Here is a 24,695-nt window from a genome sequence, read left to right as displayed (position 1 = left end):
GAATTGAGAAACAAATAAGAGATGCCGGATAAGAAAAAAATATTACCGAATAAACCTCAAAGACCAAACTATCAGGTTTGGATAATTGCCGCTTTAATAGCTTTAATTTTTGGGATTACTTACTTCAATGGAGCCAATAATCTGGTGATCATTACTATGACCAAGTTTGAAAACATGGTGATGAGTAATGATGTGAGCAGGGTTGTGCTGGTGCCAAATCAAAAATATGTTGAGATCACATTGAAAGGTGAGGCTTTGAACAATGCCAAGTATAAGTCAGAGTTGGAAAGCCAAAACTCTTTTGGTGTAACGGAAGGCCCGCACTACAAATTGAAAATTGCTTCTGTAGACAGTTTTGTTGAAAACTATAAAGAGCTTCAGAAAAAACTGCCTAAAGACCAGCAAATGGACTATGAGGTAGAGGACAAGTCAGACTTTACCAGTATGTTGTGGAACTGGGGATTCTTAGTTCTACTGTTATTTGGATTCTGGTTCTTAATGAGAAGAATGACTGGTGGTGGAGGCCCCGGAGGTCAGATATTTAATATTGGTAAATCCAAGGCTGCATTGTTTGATGCTGAGAATAAAGTAAAAATCACTTTTGGAAATGTAGCTGGACTAGATGAAGCCAAAGAAGAGGTAAAGGAGATTGTTGACTTCCTGAAGACACCAAGTAAGTTTACTAAGCTTGGTGGTAAAATACCTAAAGGTGCATTACTGGTAGGCCCTCCCGGAACAGGTAAAACATTATTGGCAAAAGCCGTAGCGGGTGAAGCTGGTGTTCCATTCTTTACACTCTCAGGATCTGATTTTGTGGAGATGTTTGTGGGCGTTGGCGCTGCAAGAGTTAGAGACCTATTTAAGCAGGCAAAAGAGAAGGCGCCTTGTATAGTGTTTATTGATGAGATTGATGCTATTGGCCGATCTAGGGGAAGGGGGCAGATGCCAGGCTCTAATGATGAGCGTGAGAATACATTGAACTCATTATTAGTTGAAATGGATGGATTCTCTACTGACTCTGGAGTAATCATTCTGGCAGCAACTAACCGTCCAGACGTGCTGGATTCAGCTTTAATGAGACCAGGACGATTTGACAGACAAATAAGCATTGATAAACCAGATATTGTTGGTAGAGAAGCAATATTTAAGGTGCATTTGAAGCCTTTGAAAATGGCCAAAGATGTTGATCCTAAGAAATTGGCTGCTCAGACACCTGGTTTTGCAGGTGCTGAAATCGCCAATGTCTGTAATGAGGCAGCCCTTATTGCTGCTCGTAGAGATAAAGAAGCTGTTGATCTTCAGGATTTCCAGGATGCTATTGATAGGGTTATAGGAGGATTGGAGAAAAAGAGCAAGATCATCTCTCCAGAAGAGAAAAAGATTGTTGCCTATCATGAGGCCGGTCATGCAGTAGCGGGCTGGTTCCTTGAGCATGCTGATCCCTTGGTGAAAGTAAGTATTGTTCCTAGGGGAGTTGCTGCATTAGGGTATGCACAATACTTGCCTAAAGAGCAGTTCCTGTACCAAACGGAGCAGTTACTAGATGAAATGTGTATGGCACTTGGTGGTAGAGCTGCTGAAGAAATTATCTTTAATAAGATATCTACAGGTGCATTGAGTGACCTTGAAAGAGTTACTAAAATGGCATATAGCATTGTTAGTGTTTATGGTATGAATGAGAAAATTGGAAACGTTTCGTTCTACGACTCAAAGCAGAGTGATTACAATTTCACTAAACCATATTCTGACAGTACAGCTCAGACAATTGATGCTGAGGTGAGAAAGCTAATTGATGGTGAATACATTAGAACCAAGGATTTACTGAGTAAGCATAAAGCAGAGCTGGAAGTGATTGCTAAGGAGCTTCTTGAAAAGGAAATTATATTCCAAAATGATTTGGAGAGATTAATTGGTAAGAGACCATTTGAACACCAAACTTCATATCAGGCATTCACCAATACCAATGGTAAAGCAAAAGAAGCTGAACAAGCCAAAGAGGTAGATGCTGAAGTAAAAGCTGAGCCTGAAGCAACTTATAGTTCTTCAATTGGCAGCAGTGATTCTTCTGATAAAGAAGAAACTAAATAAGCTTAATAAAATAAATTGATAAGAATCAGGCGTGTGAGCGTCTGATTTTTTTATTTTTAGTGGTTATGAAATTCGACAACCTTGGTAGCGTAGATAAACTTGATGGCAAGAAGATTTATTTTGCTTCGGACTTTCATCTGGGAGCGCCCAATAAGGAAGAAAGCCTGAAGCGTGAAAGAAGGATAGTGAGATGGTTAGACTCTATTAGGGAAGATGCCCATTCTATTTATTTGGTGGGTGACATTTTTGATTTCTGGTTTGAGTATAAACATGCTATTCCAAAAGGATTTATTCGTTTGCAGGGTAAATTGGCCGAATTAAAAGATGCTGGCATACCGGTAATATTTTTTACTGGTAATCATGACATGTGGATGTTCGATTACTTTCCAAAAGAGCTTGATATACCAGTGTATCGTGAGCCAAGACAACTCATTGTAGGTGATAAGAAACTGCTTATCGGTCATGGTGATGGTCTTGGCCCTGGTGACCATACCTATAAATTTCTCAAACTTATTTTCGAAGGGAAGTTTTGGCACTGGTTATTTGCCAGGTTCCATCCAAATTTAGGTATTGGTTTTGCCACACGTTGGTCGAGAAGCAGCCGGGTGAGTAATGAGAAAAAAGAGGAGGATAAATTTCTTGGAGACCGCGAGTTTCTATGGCAGTACAGTAAAGATGTTGAGAAAAATGAACATCACGATTACTATATCTTTGGGCATAGACATTTACCCCTTAACCTTGAAGTGGGCGAGGCCAATGCCCGATATTTCAATTTAGGAGAGTGGGTTAATTTTAATACTTATGGCGTGTTTGATGGTGACAAATTTGATTTACTCACCTTTGAAGGCTAGCTCTCTATTCATATTACTTTTTATTATTCATTTTAATGTCTCCGGGCAGTTTGTTGTTACTGATAGTATTAAGGTAAGCAATATCGATAAAGTGTCTGTTGATAGGCAAGGCGCCATTTATCTTGGTGATGACAGCGGAAATGTTGATAAATATAATACTCAGCTGGAACTAACAGATCGCTTTTCACCGGTACAAAAGGGCAAGATTGGAATTTTGGAGGCTTGGAACCCACTTAGGGTTTTTGTTTTCTATCAACAACTTCAGCAGTATGCTTTTCTCGACAGGTTTCTGGTTACAGCCAACAGGTATGATATTAAGGAAATTTCGTCCTATGTGGGATTGGCAACGGTAAGTTTAGACAATAACCTCTGGCTTATTGACTTAGCAAAATTTGGTTTGATAAAATACAATATCAACTATGCGCAAATAGAAATAGAACGACCATTTGATTTGATATTGAACCCTAACAACTATGAAATAACCCATATCCGTGAATATCAAAACCTGTTATTTATAAGTGATAAAAAATCAGGGATTTTAATATTTGATAATTTGGGCAATTACCTTCGAACTATAAAAACTGTAGGCATTTCTTATTTTAACTTTCTGGGAGATAAAATCTACTTCAAAATTGACAATCGGTTGATAATAAAAGGGTTGTATGATGATTCTCAATCAGAATTAAAACTTGAACCAGAAGTGGATCAAGTAGTTATTTTTAAGAATTCAGCTTTTTTTTTAACAAAAAAATGGCTTAAAAAGGCCAATTTAAGTGATTATTAAAAAATCACGCCATTTGGGGGATTGAACCTTTCATCAATTCTGCGACCTTAGATATCAAGTTCTGATTGATTCGAAAAAACTTCCCTTAAGGCGCTCTCGCAGGTTAATTACAGGGAAGTTTTTTTATTGCCATTACCTACCCGAAACTCTGGATACTTATATCATTCCCCTCGACTTCAATTCCAAGTATTTGTTTATACTATTTATAGATAGTTCGCTTGGTGCCGATATCACACTATGAATGCCGTGTTTGGATAGTTCCTGGGCTATAAGTTTTTTCTCAAAGTGCAGATTTTCTGCAATTGCTTTATAATAAATGCCTTTAGTATTACTTGCAGGTTCATGAATCAAGGATCTCATTTCGGTATTTTCAAAGAATATAACAACCAATAAATGAGCTCTGGCAAGTTTTTGTAGATAAGGCAATTGCCTTTTCATCGCACTTCGTGTTTCGAAGTTTGTAAATAGTAAGAGCAGACTTCTTTGATTAATGTTTTGTTTTATGTCAATATAAAGGCGTGAATAATCAGCCTCCTTATAAGCTGTTTTTTCATTATATAATGTCTCTAAAATTTTAAGCATTTGCTTATTAGAGCCGCTGGCCTTTAAGTGAGCTCCAACCTTGTGTTGAAATGTAAGCAGACCGGCTTTGTCATCTTTTTTGATAATAATGTTTGCCAAGGCCAGGCTAGTATTAATGGCATAATCCAAAAGGGACATTCCATCAAATGGCATTTGCATCACTCTACTTTTGTCAATGATACAATATACCTGCTGAGACTTTTCATCCTGATACGTATTGACCATTAGTTCGCCATGCCTGGCGGTAGCCTTCCAGTTAATTGATCTGAAATCATCGCCCTCAGTATATTCTTTGATTTGTTCAAACTCCATGTTATGGCCAATCCTTCTTATTTTCTTTATCCCAATGGCTGTTAATTGGTTGGAAATAGCCAATAATTCAAATTTCCGCATTTGGATATATGAAGGGTAAACAGGAACTGTGACTTTTTTATCAAGTTGATAGCGTCTGGATATTAAGCCAATAGGACTGCATACATATATATTTATTAGACCAAATTCATATTCACCTCTTTTAACGGGTCTTAAGTTGTACTTTATAATTTCATTCCCTTTGGGTGATAGCTTAATATTAAATTTGAGATCCCTATACTGAAACTGGAAGGGCACCTCATCTATAATTGTCAATGAAGTATTAAAATTATAGCGATTATCAATAATCAGTTTGATAAGATTTTCATCACCATTTGAAAGTCTATCTGCTAATAATCTATGAGCCAATATTCCTTTAGCCACATTAAAAAGTAGAATGATATCGGTGATTACAACTACTATTAAAGCCATAAGAAGCAGTTTCCCTATAGGCAAAAGGAAAGTGAAAAAATAACTCAATAGAAGGACTAATGAGACGAATCCTATCGCATAAAACAACCTTGTGTTTAAAAAAATGTCCTTTATGGCCCGAAACATTAACGCGGAATTTCGATATTGTTAATTAAGCTTTCAATTATCTGATCTGGGTGCACCCCTTCCATTTCTTTTTCCGGAGTTAAGATTACCCGATGCCTCATTACCGGAGTAGCCATTTGTTTTATATCCTCAGGGGTAACAAAATCCCTTCCATTGATAGCAGCAAAGGCCTTGGATGTCTTTAAAATTGCCACAGATGCCCTTGGTGATGCACCAAGATATAATGAATGATCAGACCTACTATTGTTGACGATTTTAGCAATATATTCTAAGAGGTTTTTCTCTACATGCACTTGTGAGACTTTTTGACGGTATGCAATAATCTGCTCCTTAGAAAGAACTTTGTCAATAGCGGCCAGTTCACTTTTATTTTCACGTGTATTATGACCAACTAATATTTCAACTTCTTGCTCATATGTTGGATAATCTACCGATATCTTGAAAATAAACCTGTCTAGCTGGGCTTCAGGTAGTCTATATGTGCCCTCTTGCTCAATGGGGTTTTGAGTTGCAATAACGAGGTAGGGTTCCTCCATTTTGTTTGTTTCTCCACCAATTGTCACCTGTCTTTCTTCCATTACCTCAAAGAGGGCAGCCTGAGTCTTGGCCGGGGATCGGTTGATTTCATCAATTAAAACTATATTGGAGAAAATAGGGCCTTTTTTTAACTCGAAGTCCGTGGATTTCATATTAAAAACAGAGGTACCGAGGATGTCAGAAGGCATCAAATCAGGTGTGAATTGAATCCTTGAAAAATCTGAATCAATCACTCCAGATAATAGCTTTGCTGTCAGTGTTTTGGCAACACCAGGCACACCTTCAATTAATACATGGCCGTCTGCTAATATGGCTGTAATAAGTAGTTCAATCATTCTTTCCTGACCTATAATTACCTTACCAATTTCAGCCTTGATGGCACTTACACTATTATGTAATTCGGTTAAATCAATTCTACTTTCGAATTCGTTTTCCATGTTCAATTAAATTTGAAATTATCCAGATTTTTACTGAGTTCATTAAGATCCCTTTCATCTACAGAACTGCTGTTTCTTATTTTACTTATTTGAGCAAATAGCGCTTTGGTTAATCCTATATCATTACCGGTTTTTTGAGCTACTTCATTCATGAACTCTTCAGACCAGTCCTTATTTTTCATATAGTAGTTGGACCTTACTTTTTCAGTAAAGAAGGCTATTCGCTTTTCAGCTATGTTTTTATGATTAGAGTTTTGATAATATAAATTACCCAATGTGCCTACAAACTCTAGTGTTGTATTCTTTGGAGGTTCTATTATTGGGATAATACGTTGCCTTCGTTTTACCTCAAAAACTATGAAGAGCAACAAGGAAATGATCACTAGATAATAGGTTATACTTAGTGAATCATTAGAAAGTATATATCTCAATGGGGTCTGGGATTCAAGCCTTCCAGTTTGGTAATATGCTGTCCAATGGAGCTTTTCGTTAGGCAAGTAAGACATTGCTTTGCTTACAAATTCATTATTGTCTTCAATCAACAGGTAATTGTTTGTAAAAGCTAGTGGTGTAGTGGATAAATACAAATGGCCTTCACCTATTTTTAATTTTATAAGAACAGGCTCGTCAGTAGTTAATTGGCCAACAACAACGCTGCTGCCTAACTCTTCAAAATAATTGGAAATGGTGCTTTTTTCATAAGGATAACCGGCATTGTGCCTCAACTGGCTATTTGTAAAATTGACAAGGAGGGTGTCCGCCATGGTTAATCCATTGATTATATTTTGATCGAATATTAAGTTTTTAACTGTTAAATCCAATGTGTCCAAAAGTTTGGATTTGCCAAAATATTCAGATGAAACAAAAGCATTGTTGCCTTTTGAAATAAACTTTAATAGTGATTTGGTATCCTCATCGCTGGGACTAAAACTTTCTGAAAGAATAAACAAATTGCCTGCTAAAGAGTCGGCTAACTCATAAATAGTAAGATAAGAATGCTCTACATTATCAAACAGGTCTGGCAGCCTCTCCATTATTAAATAACTGCCAAACGGATTTTTGTCATTCTCATTTAACGTTACCGTCCAATTTATTTTTTTAGGACTTGCTATTTCTGCAATAAGGTAAAGTAAGGCTATGCCTACCAATATGAATATGTATTTGCGCTCGCCTTTCATTTATTCACATTAGAATTCCAATCATCAAAAATTGATTTTACTTTGAAATAATGACTTTCGTTAACCTTGAAATTCCCATACCACGTATAGGTAAAATAGTAGCCAAGATCTTTAAATCCTGATTTTATTTCTGAGGACTTTATTTCATACAGATAATCATTATTTGTTTTCCCAGGTATCCACCTGACAAGGTCTTTGTCGGAGAGCGCTTTAAGTGCTGCCAGATATGTAAGGCGAATGGCATTTCTGTAATTTTCTTCCTTCAAAGCTTGCGCTATAAGTGCTGCCAAATCCAGTTCATGAATATTTTCATCATGAATATTTTCCTGGGCTTTGTAAATGGTCTTGTTACTATGGAATATGTTGGTTTTAACTTTGAGAATTTTTAGTAGTGCATAAATAGAGATGGCAACGGCAAGTGCTATTAAAGTATATTTACCAATAGGTGTTTCGGTCCCAAAATAAAAAAGGCCACTTAATAGGCGACCAAGCCATTGCACAAAGCTGTCCCAGAGTGAAAGCCCTTCAACAGGCTTATAGCCATAATTGAAGGCCTCATCTGCCTTATAATCTGAAATAGCACCCTGATCAAATTTTCTGATACTAATATTTGTGTTGTCCTGAAGGGTACTGTCAGGCAACCCAAGACAAATAGTTGCCTGAGAAAGAATAAATAGTAGAAATATGATTCTAATAATGATCCTCATCTTTACTGTCATTCGATAAATCTTCGAAAGCATCTATTTTATCAATCAGCCCTGCAGCTTCCTTCATTTCCCGTAGGTTAAAATATTGAAATGCAATGCCCAACAACGGTAAAGCATACATGAGATAACTTAATAGGAAGTATAATAATAGAAGTACTTGATTGATAACAATGGAAGTTTGTGAAGGCTCTTGAAAAACACCAGTTTCAACAGTGTGCATGGTAGATATTATTGTGTTGACATAGTAGGGGATCATAAAAATTGATGACACAACTCCTTGTATCAGACCAATAACGAATAATAAACCAAAAGTGCTCCACCATTTCCCCTTAATAAGTTTCAAACTTCTGGTTAGAGCAGTTATAAAACCTACATTTTCATAGGCACGGATAATGAAAATCAGAGACGATGCAATAAAGAAATAAACAAGGCCAACCATTACAACTATAACAATCATGAATGCAAAGGCACCTCCTAAGGCTCCAAATGCAAATGCAGGGATCAATAGAGCAATGTAAATGGCTATTATCAGCAATGCATACAAAAACACTGTTCCTAATACATTCCAAAAGGAGGATTTTACTTTTGCGTATACTTCTTCCACTTCTATAGCACCACTTCCTTTTTTCTCATAGAGTTTCAAAAACTCATATACCACAGATATCAACGCTACAGATGCAAGAAGAAGAAATACAAAAGAGCCAATACCTTTAATACCTAAACTTAAAAACAAATCGGCATCAGGTGGTTTGCCCGTAGGATTGCCCATTGATTGGAATGAGTAATTAAAAACTGAAGTCATGAGAAGACTTCCTAACAGAAGAAATGGTCCGGCAATGTAAATGATACTTTTATAAAGCGGCTTAAAATTCCTTTTAACAAATTCTATCGTAACATTCAGTTTACTCCCAAAGTCACGCTGTTTATGAAGTTCAATTTGTTTTAGTTGCATTACGATTCAGTTGAATAGGGTAAATAATGAAGTAATAAATAATAAAAGAGGCTGACAGACCGATCAATATCAATTGAATGGACCAGTGCATTTTAGTATATCTGGTCAGGAAGGATTCAATAAACCCTGCCATAATAAAAACGGGAATTAGGCCAACTATAATTTTAAGTCCATTCTTAGCCCCTTTTTTAAATGATTCAATTCTGCTATAGGTTTTAGGAAAGAGTATGCTATTGCCCATTAAAAATCCTGCTGACCCGGCAATGACTATAGCCGATAGCTCCAGGGTGCCGTGCAACATAACTACCAGCAGGCTGTGGGCGAGAAACCCTTCTTTGGCAAGAAATGTAAGAAATGCACCCACCATAAGACCGTTTGAAAAAAGTAGGTAGCCGGTGCCAACTGACAGTAATATACCAGCTGCAAATGCCATAAACGAAACCCTGATGTTATTAAATGTGATCATGAAAAACATATCTGCTTCACCACTTTTGCCATAAACAGCCAATGGATTATTATCCTTGATGTTTTCCAGTGTCATATTTACATAGCTATCTCCAAGTATAAGCCTTACAAAAGTTTCATCATTTAGCACTGATACACAACCAATTAATGCTGCAACAATGAAGATTAAAAAAGAATATAAAAGCTGCTTGTGTGCCGAATAATAGAGTTGAGGTAGCTCATATTTCCAAAAGGTGATAAATCTTTTTTTGTCTTCTTTCTTGTTTTTATAGATCTGACCGTGCGCCTTTGAGGCTATTTGATTTAGGTATACAGTTGTTTCTGATTTTGGGTATTGTGTTCTGGAGAATGATAAATCGTCCGTAATCTGAATAAATAAGTCAGCAAGTCTGTCAGGTTCAATCTTTGTGTTTGATGATAAGCTTTCTTCAAACTCTTTCCACTTGTCGATATTTTGCTTTACGAATATAGCTTCCTTCATAGATCAATAGTCCCAATTACAGTTGATCAAACTGAATAGTCAAATAAGGTCTGAGAAAAAGTTCTCAGTATTTTACATGAATTTGTGAATCTATAACTATTTGATTATTAAATTTGAATTTTGCTTATAAAATAATCATGTCAACTGTCAATATTAGAACTACTCAAAATGTAGACATAAATTATCAACCAGCAAGTTTGTCTGACAGGATATTTGCATTTTTGTTAGACGGGTTGATTATGGCAGCCTATGTCATTATTTGCATCTATATTTTAGCCACCTTTTTTAATGACCCGGGTTGGATTGCAATAGTCTTTTTCTTGCCGATTTTCTTCTATCATTTAACTTCTGAAGTGTTTTTTAATGGCCAGTCAATTGGAAAGCGGCAGATGAAAATAAGGGTGCTTAAACTGGATGGAACACCACCAGAATTAGGAGCCTATCTATTGCGGTGGATGTTAAGAATAATCGATATTAGTTTTATTAACGGAGGGGTGGCAGTAACTTCAATATTGCTAACTCAAAATAACCAAAGGTTGGGAGATCTGGCTGCAGGAACTACCGTTGTAAAATTGCAAAGTGTAAAAAAGGTCAGCTCTCATGAATTAATTAAAAGCCTGGAGGCTGATGAGCACTATGTAGTAACTTTTCCTCAGGTAACTCAGTTGTCTCCTGAACAAATTAGATTGATCAATCAGGCATTAGAGGCAAATAGGGAAAACGCCATACGCGAACCGGCTATTAGATTATCAGAAAAGGTACAAGGCCTTTTGAATATTCAGACAGATATGCCACCTATTAAATTTCTTTACATGGTAGTAAAGGACTATCAATATCTAACTTCCAGATAAACCAAAATACTTTAAGTTGTAAGAGAGGAATTTCAACATTGTGTTTATTCTGTTGTTAGGCTATCATGCAGTATTCAGATATAGAAATTGACAGAATAATAGAAATGGCTTGGGAAGACAGAACACCCTTTGATGCCATAGAAAGTCAATTCGGGATTCCTGAAAAAGAGGTTATAAAAATCATGAGGACAAACATGAAGCCATCAAGCTTTAAGATGTGGCGGAAAAGAGTTCAGGGCAGGTCTACCAAACATACTCAACTACATCAAGCGCAAGGTTCAAGATTTAAATGTAGCAGACAAAAGAGCATTTCGTTAAATAATATTAGCAAGCGGTAGGTCGCTCGGGAAAGCTCTAATTCATTTTACCCATACTTTTTACAAATTATTAAGGCGCTATGTAACCTTTGATTTGTTGTCTCGTTATACTTTGTTATTCTATGTATATAGAATTAAAAGTAATATAATATGATTTCAAAAAATTTGACCGCGGCATCAACCAAGCCCATTATTCTTGGAATTTTAAAACAAGGAAATAGCTATGGCTATTTAATTATTAAAAAGATAAAAGAGCTTTCTGGGGGTAAGATGAAATATTCAGATGGAATGTTATATCCGGTTCTTCATCGACTGGAAAAAGATGGGTTAATAGTTTCTAAATGGGTAATGGAAGATGACTCGGTCAGGCCAAGGAAATATTATGAAATAACTGAGGCCGGTAAACAAGAATTAGCACAGGAACAAGCCCAATGGTCCCAAGTGAATTCTGTCCTTGATGCTATCTGGAATGTTAAACCATCTAAAAATTAAGCCATGTTTGATTTAGATATAGCAATAGAAATGTGGCTGAAGCAATTAAGAAAGCACCGTGCTTTTGATGATGGTGAAATCAGGGAGATGGAGCTTCATTTAAGAGATCATATTGACGACCTTATGTCTGACGGTATTGTTGCTCAGGAAGCGTTTGAACAAGCTGTGAGTGAGTTTGGGGAGATTCCCGTTATGGCTCAGGAAGAGTTTAGAACTCAAAAAAGAAGATTTTCAATTAAATCATTACTATTCTCCACCATGCTAAATAATTATACTAAAACCTCTTTAAGAAGGCTTTTAAAGCATCCTGTCAGTTCGGTTATCAATATATTGGGAATAGCCATTGCCATCGGTATCTGTGTATTAGTGTACTCTTTTGGTTACTGGATTGAAAAGACTGATCAGCATCATGAAAACAAGGACAACGTTTATCTTACCACAGCATTCATAAACAGAAATGGTAAGATGCAGCAATGGGGAATTTCACCCAGACCTTTGGGAGAAATGATGAAGGATGATTTTCATCAAATAGATAACATCTGCAGAGTAAAGGAGCAGAATGTTGTGATAAAACTAGAAGATAAGGTATTCAATGAAAAAACAACCTTGGTGGACCCATCTTACTTGGAAATGTTCACATTCCCTCTGGAGAAAGGGTATCCGTCATCGCTAACCGATAATTCGAGTATTATACTTAGTGCTGAAATGGCCAAAAAGTATTTTGGGGAGAATGATCCTATTGGAGAGGATTTGTTACTAATAGTAAGTGGTGAAGAGACAAAATTATTTAAGGTAACTGGAGTAGCTGAAGAGTTTCCAAGTACACATGCCATTGATTTTGATTTTCTAGTTAATTACCAAAATTCATCATGGGCAATACCGAATTATGATCAGGACGATTGGACTCAAACTATAGGTGCCACCCTAGTTCAGGTGAAAGACCCTGAAGATTTAGAGGTTGTAAAAGCAGGAATGGAGAAGTACAAAGTGCTGCAAAATGAGGCCATGGAAGACTGGAAAGTGGCTGATTTTAAGTTTGAGCCGCTGGCAACACTTTATCAGAATTCACCAGATATCAATAAGACCATCTCTTCTCGCCACTATAAAACAAATAAAATGGCGCATAGTATTCTGACAATACTAGCGATTTTTATGCTTGCTCTGGCGTCAGTCAATTACATTAACATTTCAATAGCCACTTCTGCGAAAAGGTTGAAGGAGATTGCATTGAGAAAGACCATTGGCGCCAATAGGATGATGCTGATTTTTCAACACTTGGTGGAGAACATCTTAACTACGGTTTTGGCTTTAGTATTAGGAATGGCATTCGGTAAATTTATTTTGGTGCCATGGTTTGAATATCAAAATGGCTATAGTTCAGGCTTTCATTTTTTAGATGTAAACCTTTGGCTTTACTTAGGTGCTGTAATGTTAGTTACAGCATTAATCTCTGGACTTTATCCTTCACTATATATATCTAGCTTTCAGGCGGTTAATATTTTTAGAGGGAAAATTAAGTTTGGTAAAGGCAACTTGGTTACCAGAGGCTTGCTCGGATTTCAACTTATCTTATCAGGTATATTAATAGTTTGTGCCATAATGTTTACACAGAACAGCGTCTATTTACAAGAGCGCAGTTGGGGTTACCAACCAAATAGTGTTCTGCACGCTGAAGTAGATGACTTTACTATGTATGATAAGCTCAGAAATAAAATACAACAATACCCTAATGTGGAGCTTGTAAGTGGTGGATCAGATCATATTGGTGTTCATAAAAGTCTGAAGGTGCTTAAAAAGCAGGATAAACAATACGAAATTTCATCCATTGCTGTAGATGCCAATTATTTAGAGTTAATGGGGGTGGAAGTTTTAGCAGGACGTGATTTCATGAAGAGCCCTACAGCTGATAAATTTTCCATTATTGTCAATGAAACATTTATGAATCAATTGTCCTTAGCAAATCCTATCGATGAAGAGTTTGAAATAGATACTGCAAAGTATACAATTGTAGGCGTAGCTAAAGACTTTCATTTTAATAGTTTTTCTAGTGAGATTGAACCTATTATTTTCATGCTTGTAGCGGAAGATAAATACAATAGTCTTGCTTTTAAGGTGGCTAAGGGAACAGAGATGGAATCATTGCAAAATTTAAAAAATGAGTGGGCAAGTTTATTTCCTGAAACTCCGTTTAGAGGAGGTCTTCAGGGAGATGTTTGGGGGGAATATTTTTCTTCCTTAGAATGGCACGGAGAGTTTTGGCGAATGATTGCTTATGTAACAGTTTTTATGGCGGCTTTGGGATTATTCGGTCTTATTTCACTAAATGTTTCTGGCAGAGTTAAAGAGTTTAGCATCAAAAAAGTGCTAGGCGCCAGAGTAAGTCACCTAGGTAAAAACATTATGAAAGACTACATGTGGCTTTTCACCATTTCGATCATTTTGGGTGCTCCAATTAGCTACTATTTAGTGGAATTCTTTTTTGATACTGTTTACACCTATCATGTTCCATCAAATTTTGGTAGCGTTTTAATGTCGGGTATAATCTTAATAGTTGTGCTATGGACTGTAGTAAGTATACTCTTAGTGAATGTGGCAAAATCAAATCCAGTTAATGGATTGAAAGAAGAATAAAAAAAAGAGGCTGATCATTCGATCAGCCTCTTTTTATCTCAGATAGAAAGAGTAATAGCCCTGTCTACCTTTACTGTTTACCCCTTCAATAATTACGCGGCCTCTAATTTTTTCTAGAATTTCAACCAGTCTTTCAGGGTCTTTAATAGCATTTCTGTTGATATCAGTAATAATGAAATCTTCACTAATCCCTATTCTTTTAATAAGGCCGTTGTCGATGTTAAATACTCTAACACCATAATCGATATTTAAAAGATCACGCTCGACTTTAGGCACAGTTTCAAATTTGGCACCTAAAGACTCTGATGTGTAAATCTCTCTTTTAAGAATGCTTGTTGTCCCTTCTCTGTTGGTTAAAACAAGGTTAGCATTTCCCGTTTGCCCTTTTCTTTCATAGGTGATCATCACTTCATCTCCTGGCGAATGGTAGCTCAATTCTTCTTCAAACTGACTGCGGCTGTCCACAACCTGGTTATTAAATTTGACAATAATGTCACCTTCTTTCAGGCCTGCTTTCTCTGCAGTACCATCCTTTTGAACATAAGATAACAAAACACCATTGATATTGTCCTGGTCAACATTAATATCCAGCCTTTCTGCTATAGTAGCATCAAAGTCAGCAACTTCACCACCGAAGAATGCCTTTTGCACCTCTCCATATTCTATAATGTCAGTGACTATCTTTTTAACAATATCTACAGGCACAGCAAAGCCATACCCAGCATAAGAGCCAGTCTTTGATAGAATAGCGGTATTGATACCTACCAGTTCGCCATTTTTATTGACCAATGCACCACCACTATTTCCTGGGTTAATAGCGGCATCAGTTTGTATAAACGATTCGATTGGAAACTTACCCTGCAAAATATTGATCTCTCTACCCTTGGCAGAAACGATACCTGCAGTTACAGTAGAGGTTAAGTTAAAAGGGTTGCCCACTGCTATTACCCATTCACCAACGTTCAGAGTCTTGGAACTTCCAATTGTTATAGCAGGCAAATTATTATCCTCAATCTTTAATACCGATAAGTCAGTTGAAGGGTCAGTTCCTATCAACTTGGCATCGTAGACTTTTTTATTATAAACCACTTGTAGTTTATCAGCATCTTGCACCACATGATTGTTTGAGACTATATACCCGTCTTTTGAGAAAATAACACCAGAGCCACTGCTTATTTGTGTTTGACTTCCAGGATCTCTGTCAAAAATGTAGTCTAAATAACTGCGGCCGTATGAGCGCTCCGAAATGTTTTTAATATAAACTACGCTTTTTGTACTGGCCTGACTTGCACCAACAAAATCTTCGCTTAAGCTAGAGGAGATATCTCTGGAGGGAAGTGGTGTGCTAGTAGAATTGTTGGAAGCAAAGTTGACAACAGGTGTAGATTGGAATTCACTTTGAGTATTCTGATCAATTTTAATCTGATCATAAGTAAAAGCGCCACCAAGTCCGGCAAAAAATGAAACTAAAATATACAAGACTGTTTTACGCATAGTATTTTAATTTTTCTTTGATGTAAACAAAAATTGTGCTGATTTCTACAACGTGACAAAATGTAAGGTGTTGCTAAAATTATATAAAAGATTCATTCTGAATTAAAGACTCAAATTAGCCGTCAAGATATAAATTTCACATCTTTGAATATTCAGAAATAGTCATCTATGGGAATACGTTCGTTTTTCGGAAAGCCATTTGCCAGATACATTGCTAACCAAACTAAAAAGTGGTCTTCAGATCCAGCTGGATCACAGCAAAAAGTTCTTGATAATCTTATTAAAAAGGCTGCTTCAACCAAATTTGGCAAGGATCACAACTTTGGCCAGATTAAGAGTTATGATGATTTTAAGGCCAATGTCCCCATACGCGATTATGAGCAACTGAAACCATATATTGAGGAAATGGTAGCGGGAAAACCTGATGTTTTATGGCCAGGTAAACCCATCTATTTGTCGAAGACATCAGGCACCACTTCTGGTGTAAAATACATTCCTATTACTAAAGACTCCATTCCTAATCATTTTGTAAGTGCTAGGAATGCCGTATTAGCTTATGTGGCAGAAACTGGGAATGCCGATTTTTTAGATGGAAAGCTTATCTTTCTATCGGGCAGTCCAGAGCTTTCAAAGAAGAATGGTATTCACGTAGGCAGGTTGTCGGGCATTGTGAATCATCATGTGCCTGGTTACTTACGAACTAACCAGATGCCTAGTTATGAGACCAATTGTATTGACGATTGGGAAACTAAGCTAGAGAAAATTATTGATGAGACACTCGATAAGGACATGACCTTAATCTCTGGAATACCACCTTGGGTGCAAATGTATTTTGATCGAATTCAAGACAGAGTAGGGGATAAGAAGATCAAAGAGGTGTTTGAGAATTTCTCCATGTTCGTCTATGGAGGGGTTAATTTTGAGCCTTATCGTGCCAAGCTATTCGATACCATTGGAAAGAAGATTGATTCAGTGGAAACATATCCTGCATCTGAAGGTTTTATTGCTTATCAGGACTCTCAGATAGAACCAGGGTTATTGATATTATTAAACAGCGGAATCTTTTTTGAGTTTATACCAGCAGATGAATATTTCAATGAGAACCCTACAAGACTTAAAATAGATCAGGTGGAGCTAGGCCTCAACTATGCCTTGATTATTAATAGCAATGCAGGGCTTTGGGGATATTCTATAGGAGATACTGTAAAATTTATTTCTAAGACACCTTATAGGTTATTAGTTACAGGAAGAATCAAGCACTTCATTTCTGCTTTTGGGGAGCATGTGATAGGAGAGGAGGTAGAGAAAGCAATGAAAAACACTTGCGGGAAGTTTCCTGAAACGGAATTAATAGAATATACCGTTGCTCCAAATGTAACCCCTAAAGAAGGCTTGCCCTTGCATGAATGGTATGTTGAATTTGCTACTGAGCCTAAAGATTTGGTGGCCTTTGAAAAAGAGCTAAATTTGCAACTTCAAAAATTGAATACCTATTATGATGACCTCATAAAAGGCAACATTTTAAGAGGGTTGGAAATCATCGTGCTCAGAAAAAATTCATTTATAGACTATATGAAATCAGAAGGAAAGCTAGGTGGACAGAATAAGGTGCCTAGACTTTCTAATGATAGGAAAATTGCTGAAGCCTTAATCTATTACAATAAAGAATATTGAATACAGAATTTAGAATTACGTTTACCTTCATCCTAGTTTTTAACTTGCTATCAATTTTACCAGTCATTGGTCAAGTCAATTCATTATATTTTCCTCAGAACAATTCAAGAAGTAAACCAATTAATCTTGATAAAAAGATAAGAAAAAAGAGATTGAAGACGGGGTTTATAAGATTTACAGACAATCGTGAAATAAAATGTGATTTGTTTTATGATGAAGAAACCGGTATAGTCTATGAGAGTGCACCAAAATTTGATAAACCGCACACTGCTTTAAATATTTCTTATTTTGAATATGCCAAAGACGAAGCTGTTCATAAATACTATTCTATTCCAGTAGAAGGTAATGGGGTTGTTTTTTTTGAGGTTATGAATGAAAATGAAGGAATAGTAATTTTAAGAAGTCTACATAAACCATCGGATATTCATATAAAGACAGGAGGTGCTTTAGGTGGTGTCCTTGAGTATTTTTATCTCGCAAGAGAGGGGATTGTTCCACAGCTGATTTTATATCGGACAATGAATGGATTTAGGCTGTTTGATACCCAAAGCCTAAAAATAGCGTTTGGTGAATATTTCAATGAAGTCAATGAATATATAGAATCAAAAGATCGCGAGATTAGGAGTATGGATGAATTAAAAGAGTTAGTTGATTTTTATGTGTCATTAAGCTCTGATGTTTGATTTGGAAAGACGTATGAAAAACATAGCAATACTCGGTTCTACAGGTTCCATAGGAACTCAAGCACTTGATGTTATCAAATCACATCAAGATAAATTTGAGGTAGAAGTACTGACTGCACAGAATAATGCTGATCTACTGATTCAGCAGGCCGTTGAGTTTAAACCTAATACTGTTGTCATAGGCAATGAAGACCTTTATGATAAAGTGTTTTCTGAGTTAGATGGGCATGACATAAAGGTATATTGTGGAGAAAAGGCACTGGCCTCTGTTGTTGAAATGGATACCATTGATCTGGTACTTACTGCACTTGTAGGTTATGCGGGTGTGAGACCAACAATAAAAGCGATTGAATCTGGAAAGAGCATTGCCCTCGCCAACAAGGAGACTTTGGTAGTTGCCGGTGAGTTGATCACCAAATTGGCAGAGGAAAAAGGGGTTAATATTTACCCTGTAGATTCCGAGCATTCAGCTATTTTTCAGTGTCTTGTTGGGGAATTTCATAACCCAATTGAAAAAATAATATTAACTGCTTCTGGTGGCCCATTTCGCGGAAAAACGAGAGAAGAGTTATTGACCGTTACTAAAGCCCAGGCGCTAAAACACCCTAATTGGGATATGGGCGCTAAGGTTACCATAGATTCAGCCTCATTGATGAATAAAGGGTTAGAGGTGATAGAAGCAAAGTGGCTTTTTGGACTTAATACTGATCAGATAGAGGTTATTGTTCATCCTCAGTCAATTATACACTCTATGGTACAGTTTGAGGACGGCTCAATAAAGGCACAAATGGGACTTCCTGATATGAAATTACCGATTCAATTTGCCATGGGTTTTCCAGATAGACTTAAATCTGATTTTCCGAGGTTTGATTTCACCAAATACCCTGCCTTAACATTTGAACAACCTGACCTTAAAACATTTCGTAATCTAGGTTTGGCTTATGATGCACTGGACAAAGGAGGTAATATGCCTTGCATTTTGAATGCAGCAAATGAAATTGCTGTTGAGGAATTTTTAAAAGATAATATAGGTTTTCTTGAAATGTCTGATGTTGTGGAACAATGTATGGGTAATATTGCTTTTATTAAAGCACCTTCTTACGAAGATTACGTACAGACAGATAAAGAAGTAAGAATTAAAGCATTAGAAATAGTAAATAAATAGATGGACGGATTAGTAATGGCGGCTCAGATAATACTGAGCTTATCAATTTTAGTAGGGGTACATGAGATGGGTCACCTATTAGCTGCCAAGTTTTTTGGCATGCGTGTGGAACAGTTTTCAATTGGTTTTCCACCAAAATTATTCAGTTTCAAATATGGCGAAACGGAATATGCACTTAGTGCCATTCCATTAGGAGGATTTGTAAAAATCTCTGGGATGATAGACGAATCAATGGACAAAGAGCAAATGAAACAGCCACCACAACCTTGGGAATTTCGCTCTAAGCCGGCATGGCAACGATTAATCGTTATGCTAGGCGGAATCTTCGTCAATGTGGTTGTTGGGATCTTGATTTTCATTTCATTGACCTATATTTTCGGAGATCAGATTATCTCTAAAGATCAGGTAAATGCCAATGGCGGGATTATAGTAAGAGACCTTGGTAAAGAGCTCGGACTTCAGGATGGTGATAAAATTGTTAAAATCAACGGTAAAGACTTTGTTGATTTCAGTGATGTGATGGATACAAAAGTTTTCCTTGGTGATGCTGCATATTATACAGTACAAAGAGGAAGCGAGCAGGTAAACATTCAAATACCCAATGATTTTATTGAGAAATTTAGCGATGAAGACGCATTTGGAAACTTCATCGTTCCTAAAATCCCCATCTCAATTGTTGAAATGAATGATAATACCCTGGCGCAGCGCATGGGTTTAAAGGAGGGTGATATTTTTGTCAGCCTGGCAGGACAGGATATTGTTGAGTTGGGTGATGTTAAGAGTATTATTTCTGGTTATAAAGAAGACTCAATAACTGCTACTGTAAGACGAGGCAATGAGTTGATGACCTATGCTGGTGCAGTTAAAGGTGATAGTGTTTTAGGTGTAATGGTTGGCTTACCAGAAGGTTTCTTTACAACTAAAGAATATGGATTGGCAGAATCTGTACCAATGGGAGCCGAAAGGGCATTTGGTGTGATCTTTACCCAAATACAGGCCTTTGGTAAAATGTTTAGGGGCGAGCTTAATGTGAGAAAGTCACTTTCAGGCCCGATAGGGATAGCTAAAGCTTATGGTGGCACTTGGGACTGGCAAAGGTTCTGGAGGCTGACAGGTTTACTTTCTATGGTGCTGGCATTTATGAACTTACTGCCAATACCAGCTTTGGATGGTGGTCATGTAATGTTCTTATCTTACGAGATGATCTCAGGGCGTAAGCCGTCAGACAAATTCTTGGAGAATGCCCAAAAAATAGGAATGGCCTTTTTACTATTATTGATGGTGTTTATAATAGGAAACGATATATTCAAGGTGTTCTTCAATTTCTAATTGAACAACAACTAAAAAAGCCAGATCTGAATCTCAGGTCTGGCTTTTTGTTTTCTATTTATTTTGACTGTTTGATGCTGCAATTTGTAGCTCCAGTCTTTTCATTTCCCTTAAAATCACATTGTTGTTCATTTGCATCCAATGCCACATTTTTATTCCCATTACACCCGTCATGCAAAAAAAGCCAATACCGATGTACACCAACATTTCCTTAACGGTTTCTGCCTGGTAGAATTGAACGCCACAATAGACCACTGCAATAAAAAGCACAAAGGCCATAATGAATGTTAGAATGTATAGGTTCTTGTTTTTGCCCTGAAATACACCTAATGTCATATCAATAATATTCTGCTCCCCAAGTTGATCATAAAATTCAGCTTCTTCTTTGCTCAAAGCTTCATAAATGATTTTGTCGATTTGTTCATTAGTTTTTTTCATGATTCACCTCCTTATATTTTCTTTTTAATAATTCTCTTGCGTAAAAAATTCTTGATTTAACAGTGCCTTCTGGCAGTTTTAATACCGATGCTATCTGCTTTACGGATTGCTGTTCCAGATAAAATAGCGTCAATATTAACTTATGCTGTTCTGGCAATTTCTTTAATAGGTCACTAATGGTATTCCACGAATCGTCCTCTTCTATTGAATCCTCAACATCCATCTTTTCATTTAGCGTCACCTCACTTTTGTTTTTAGCACTTCTAATTGCGTCCATTGATTTGTTGTAGGTGATGCGGAATGCCCAGGTGCTAAACTTTGAAGGATCCTGAAGTTTGTATAGCCCTTTATGGATGGCAATCCACGCATTCTGGACTACATCCTGAGCGGTTTCAATATCATGTGTAAACTTGCAGGCAAAGTAGATCAGCTTCTTGTTCCATCTTTTGATCAGCAATGCAAAGGCTCTGTAATCACCTTCATGACATTTCAAAATCAGCAGCTCATCAAAGATTTTATCTTTATTCATCGAAAGTACTTAATGACATATGTTAGTCGGAAGTTGATGAAAATGGTTCAATTATTTGTGAAAAAAGAATTGACCTTCCTGCAACTACTCCTGGCTAAGCCTCCAATATCAACACATCCTGAAAGTAAAGGCCGGGTACTTCTTTCCAGTTGCCATGATGAAGCTCCTTAAGCTTTAAACCTGATTCGTTTAAAAGCAGATTCAGCCCATTTTCAGTTACACCAATAGCATCTTCTGGATATTTGACCCATTTAGGAGCAAACCAATCTTTAGACTCGTATGCTGGTTCATCAAAAATCCATTTATTGGATGGGGTGTTATGGTACTTGCCTTTTTTGCCTGATTTTTCTTTTACAGAGAATTCATAAGTTCTGTCTAGAATAAAAAAGGTAATTACAGCTTTGCCTCCTGGCTTAAGCACTCTTTTTATTTCTTTGAAATAGTAGATGGCATCATCTTCTTTCAAATGTGTCCAGACGGATAGGGCCGTTACCAAATCGTAAGTTTCTGAAGGCACCGGCCATGGTTTTTTCTCCTCTGATTGATTCTTGACATAGGTTGGGTTGGCAAGGTCAAAGTGTATGAACTCGTAGTATTTTGGGTCGTAATGACTTGCATCAAAATCAACATCCTTTTTGAGGACATCTAACCCAGTGTATTTACCATTATCCTTTATAAAATTTTGAGCGGCAATGGCCAGCAAACCCGTGCCACAACCAACATCAAGAATCTTATTGCCACTTTTCTTGTCCAAAATGTTATAAAAAGTAGTTTGGAAGATGCCAATAACATGCGCCCATTCAGCATAGGACACCTTTCCACCCCGTCTGTACCTTAGGCCTGGTATATTTTGAATGTTGTTAGTTCGGGCAATGAATTTTCTATCTCCCTTTCTGAAAAACAAATCCACAATGGCAAACAACTTTCTGCTAATTCTCTTTATCATGATTTAATTCCGGGATCCTATTTTTCGTACTGCGGCTTTTCCTGGCCTTTGTAGATTTCAAATTCAACACGCCTGTTCAGGCTTTTCTTTTCTGAGCCTGTTGCTATAGGTTTTGAACTACCATAGCCTTTAGCACTTATTTTAGACTCATTGACATTGCCAAAATAGACAAGGTATTCTTTAATGATGTCAGCCCTTTCTTGAGATAATTTAAGGTTAAAATCTTCTCTGCCATCAGAATCTGTATGTCCGGATATATGCAGCTTAAATTCTGGGTTGTCTAGCAGGAAGTCTGCTAGCTTGTCAAGGTCACTGTACATTGGTGTTGACATTTCGGCCTTACCTTCCTCAAATTCTATTGATTCAAATTTCAATTTGCTGGAAATGGGCTCAGTGGTCTTATTTAGCTGCATTTCACCATCCAGATAGAACAGTTCTTCTATTCTAAAGAATTCTTCACCTTGTATAACGAGTAGGTAGTTATTGTTGTTGATAAGATCAAACTGAAAGGAACCATCAGGCCTTAAAAACTTTGGAGCGACTTCTATTCCATTGTCTAAGTCAATTATTGATACTATTCCTTTAAAAGGCTTTCCAGTTTCTTCATTCATCAAAGAGCCAGTCACGGTTGTATTAGCTCCTGGCTGAGCTTCCATAGGCAGTGGAAATGAGTACAGATCAAGGTTGGCCATATTATTGCCCACAGACCGGGCATAGTATAAATCTTCAGATTTGGCATCAATGGTAAAGTAAAACTCACTTCCTGGCCCATTAACCAGAGGGCCTATGTTTTTAGGCTCGCCCCAGTTCTTACCATCATGGTATGATTTGTAAATATCAAACTCTCCGAAATTCAGATTTTGGCCGTTAGAACTGAAATACAACACTTCAAAAACATGATGGTAAAAGGGGCTTACTTCTGAATTTCGGGTGTTAATTATAGGGCCTACATTTTTGGCTTTTTGCCAGTTACCATCAGACCCTTTTACAGAGAAATAGATGTCCGAAAGCCCGAATCCTCCTAGCCGGTCAGAGGCGAAATATAAAGTATCTTCTCCATGTGAAAGGCTAGGGTGGCTATCCCAAGAAATGCTATTAACATTGGTTCCTAGTGATTTTACTTCACCCCAATTTTCCTCATCCAATTTTTTGGCGGTATAAATATCACAATCTCCCAGTCCGTCTGGCGCATTACACCTGGCGAAAAACAAAGTATTACCGTCTTTGCTCATGGTTGCGGAGCCTTCGTTGTATTTGGTATTCAGCCCTCTAAACTCTACGGCTTTGCCCCAGCTATCATATTCGTTGGTTGTGTAGAAAAGGTCTTCGTCATGCACTGGATCAAGCCCACGGTTATGAGAGTTCCTTTTGGATGTGAAAATAATAAGATCATCACTGCCACCTAATGCCGGGGCATAATCAGACTGATCAGAATTAACAGTGGCGCCCATATTTAAGAGCACACTCCTTGGTGGCCGTAGCGTGTCAATCTCTTTTCTATAATCTACCAGTTCATAGTAGTAGTCAAGTGGTACGTAGTACTCCTTATCGTTCTCAGCAAGCTTTTCGTAGTAGAGTTCAATAGTCCGGATATCAATATCCTCACGGTGATGTTTTAGTACTAATTTGTACAGCAGTTTGGCTTCAGAAAGATTGCCATATACTTCGGTTAACTTGGCAAGCCTCCAAAGTAAGTAAGTGTCACGGTAAAAGTTGATTACACCAAAGTTTTTTACATACTCTTTTAGTACTGGGTACAGTTTCTCCCAATCGGCATCGGCATCAAGTTTTCTAATAGTTTTTAACTTTGACTGATTGCGGTAATATGGAACTTTGTTGAGGTTGGGGAAATCAAAAAGATGAGATTCACTGAAAGTAGCCAATGTATCGTTCACTGAAAGAACACCAAGGGACTTCTGTTTGTCTTTCGTTTTCTGTGCTTTAGAGGGCTTTACAACTAAAACTAGTATGAGAAGGCAAAAAAACCACGTATAAAAAATCCTGTTCACTACCAACCTGTGTTAATTATGCTGAGAATAAAGATGTTATAAAAATGTATTTTTAACAAGTTGACGCCCATATTCAATTTGGCATAGCTATTGAAACATATATAAGCCAATTAAAAACTACTGAAATATACGCATAAGTGTGTCATTTTGACATTCTATTACCAGA

22 protein-coding genes are annotated in these 24,695 nt (G+C 37.1%); 11 read left to right on the top strand and 11 right to left on the bottom strand.

Going from position 1 to position 24,695, the window contains the following annotated elements:
* Positions 1-21: 21 nt before the first annotated feature.
* From ftsH to RIB54_RS17315, 3 genes are all read left to right on the top strand, one after another.
* Positions 22-2,088, top strand: a complete 2,067-nt coding sequence (ftsH, locus tag RIB54_RS17325) for an ATP-dependent zinc metalloprotease FtsH (protein ID WP_350102067.1) — start codon at positions 22-24, stop codon at positions 2,086-2,088.
* Between the two features lie 65 nt (positions 2,089-2,153).
* Entirely contained in the window at positions 2,154-2,939 is a 786-nt protein-coding gene (locus RIB54_RS17320) for a UDP-2,3-diacylglucosamine diphosphatase (protein WP_350102066.1), read from the top strand.
* On the top strand, positions 2,929-3,723 hold the full coding sequence (locus RIB54_RS17315; protein ID WP_350102065.1) for a hypothetical protein: 795 nt from the start codon (positions 2,929-2,931) through the stop codon (positions 3,721-3,723). The genes RIB54_RS17320 and RIB54_RS17315 overlap by 11 nt, the downstream gene beginning before the upstream one ends.
* Positions 3,724-3,879: 156 nt before the next feature.
* Here RIB54_RS17315 and RIB54_RS17310 read toward each other — a convergent pair whose 3' ends face one another.
* From RIB54_RS17310 to RIB54_RS17285, 6 genes are all read right to left on the bottom strand, one after another.
* Positions 3,880-5,088, bottom strand: a complete 1,209-nt coding sequence (locus RIB54_RS17310) for a DUF58 domain-containing protein (RefSeq protein WP_350102064.1) — start codon at positions 5,086-5,088, stop codon at positions 3,880-3,882.
* A 125-nt stretch (positions 5,089-5,213) separates the two neighbouring features.
* Entirely contained in the window at positions 5,214-6,188 is a 975-nt protein-coding gene (locus RIB54_RS17305) for an AAA family ATPase (RefSeq protein ID WP_350102063.1), read from the bottom strand.
* A 2-nt stretch (positions 6,189-6,190) separates the two neighbouring features.
* The gene (locus RIB54_RS17300; protein ID WP_350102062.1) at positions 6,191-7,366 is read right to left on the bottom strand and encodes a DUF4350 domain-containing protein; all 1,176 of its coding nucleotides are present in this window, start codon (positions 7,364-7,366) and stop codon (positions 6,191-6,193) included.
* Positions 7,363-8,073 carry a hypothetical protein gene (locus RIB54_RS17295; protein WP_350102061.1) on the bottom strand — a complete coding sequence of 237 codons (711 nt, stop codon included), beginning with the start codon at positions 8,071-8,073 and terminating at the stop codon, positions 7,363-7,365. The genes RIB54_RS17300 and RIB54_RS17295 overlap by 4 nt, the downstream gene beginning before the upstream one ends.
* Positions 8,057-9,025 (bottom strand): DUF7847 domain-containing protein, encoded by a 969-nt coding sequence (locus RIB54_RS17290; protein ID WP_350102060.1) that lies wholly within the window; start codon positions 9,023-9,025, stop codon positions 8,057-8,059. Before RIB54_RS17290 ends, RIB54_RS17295 begins: the two co-directional genes overlap by 17 nt.
* Entirely contained in the window at positions 9,006-9,971 is a 966-nt protein-coding gene (locus RIB54_RS17285) for a stage II sporulation protein M (RefSeq protein WP_350068555.1), read from the bottom strand. Before RIB54_RS17285 ends, RIB54_RS17290 begins: the two co-directional genes overlap by 20 nt.
* A 137-nt stretch (positions 9,972-10,108) precedes the next feature.
* Between RIB54_RS17285 and RIB54_RS17280 the strand changes: the two genes are divergently transcribed.
* The 4 genes from RIB54_RS17280 (at position 10,109) to RIB54_RS17265 (ending at position 14,262) form a co-directional block, all read left to right on the top strand.
* Entirely contained in the window at positions 10,109-10,822 is a 714-nt protein-coding gene (locus RIB54_RS17280; RefSeq protein WP_350102059.1) for an RDD family protein, read from the top strand.
* A 65-nt stretch (positions 10,823-10,887) separates the two neighbouring features.
* Complete coding sequence (locus RIB54_RS17275; RefSeq protein WP_350102058.1) at positions 10,888-11,160, top strand: TIGR03643 family protein; 273 nt, start codon at positions 10,888-10,890, stop codon at positions 11,158-11,160.
* A gap of 129 nt (positions 11,161-11,289) precedes the next feature.
* Positions 11,290-11,631, top strand: a complete 342-nt coding sequence (locus RIB54_RS17270; protein WP_350102057.1) for a PadR family transcriptional regulator — start codon at positions 11,290-11,292, stop codon at positions 11,629-11,631.
* Between the two features lie 3 nt (positions 11,632-11,634).
* Positions 11,635-14,262: an ABC transporter permease gene (locus RIB54_RS17265; protein ID WP_350102056.1), complete on the top strand. Its 2,628-nt coding sequence runs from the start codon at positions 11,635-11,637 to the stop codon at positions 14,260-14,262.
* 33 nt (positions 14,263-14,295) lie between these two features.
* Here RIB54_RS17265 and RIB54_RS17260 read toward each other — a convergent pair whose 3' ends face one another.
* Positions 14,296-15,756 (bottom strand): S1C family serine protease, encoded by a 1,461-nt coding sequence (locus RIB54_RS17260; RefSeq protein ID WP_350102055.1) that lies wholly within the window; start codon positions 15,754-15,756, stop codon positions 14,296-14,298.
* A gap of 168 nt (positions 15,757-15,924) precedes the next feature.
* Here RIB54_RS17260 and RIB54_RS17255 point away from each other — a divergent pair, with 168 nt between their 5' ends.
* From RIB54_RS17255 to rseP, 4 genes are read left to right on the top strand one after another with little or no spacing between them, the layout of a single operon-like run.
* The gene (locus RIB54_RS17255; RefSeq protein WP_350102054.1) at positions 15,925-17,430 is read left to right on the top strand and encodes a GH3 auxin-responsive promoter family protein; all 1,506 of its coding nucleotides are present in this window, start codon (positions 15,925-15,927) and stop codon (positions 17,428-17,430) included.
* A gap of 44 nt (positions 17,431-17,474) precedes the next feature.
* Entirely contained in the window at positions 17,475-18,113 is a 639-nt protein-coding gene (locus RIB54_RS17250; RefSeq protein WP_350102053.1) for a hypothetical protein, read from the top strand.
* Between the two features lie 13 nt (positions 18,114-18,126).
* On the top strand, positions 18,127-19,278 hold the full coding sequence (locus RIB54_RS17245) for a 1-deoxy-D-xylulose-5-phosphate reductoisomerase (RefSeq protein WP_502879617.1): 1,152 nt from the start codon (positions 18,127-18,129) through the stop codon (positions 19,276-19,278).
* A complete protein-coding gene (rseP, locus tag RIB54_RS17240) occupies positions 19,279-20,607 on the top strand; it encodes an RIP metalloprotease RseP (protein WP_350102051.1) in 1,329 nt (442 codons plus the stop codon).
* Positions 20,608-20,661: 54 nt separating this feature from the next.
* On the opposite strand, the gene RIB54_RS17235 is transcribed toward rseP, so the two are convergent.
* From RIB54_RS17235 to RIB54_RS17220, 4 genes are all read right to left on the bottom strand, one after another.
* On the bottom strand, positions 20,662-21,045 hold the full coding sequence (locus tag RIB54_RS17235; RefSeq protein ID WP_350102050.1) for a DUF6768 family protein: 384 nt from the start codon (positions 21,043-21,045) through the stop codon (positions 20,662-20,664).
* Complete coding sequence (locus RIB54_RS17230) at positions 21,032-21,574, bottom strand: RNA polymerase sigma factor (RefSeq protein ID WP_350102048.1); 543 nt, start codon at positions 21,572-21,574, stop codon at positions 21,032-21,034. Before RIB54_RS17230 ends, RIB54_RS17235 begins: the two co-directional genes overlap by 14 nt.
* A gap of 94 nt (positions 21,575-21,668) precedes the next feature.
* Positions 21,669-22,520, bottom strand: coding sequence for a class I SAM-dependent methyltransferase (locus RIB54_RS17225; RefSeq protein WP_350102046.1), 852 nt, complete (start codon positions 22,518-22,520; stop codon positions 21,669-21,671).
* Positions 22,521-22,537: 17 nt separating this feature from the next.
* Positions 22,538-24,529, bottom strand: a complete 1,992-nt coding sequence (locus RIB54_RS17220; protein WP_350102045.1) for an OmpA family protein — start codon at positions 24,527-24,529, stop codon at positions 22,538-22,540.
* Positions 24,530-24,695 lie beyond the last annotated feature (166 nt).

Source organism: Fulvivirga sp. (assembly GCF_040218215.1).
GTDB lineage: Bacteria > Bacteroidota > Bacteroidia > Cytophagales > Cyclobacteriaceae > Fulvivirga.
Note: the sequence above shows the minus strand (reverse complement) of the source record. Positions and strands in the feature narration are given on the sequence as shown.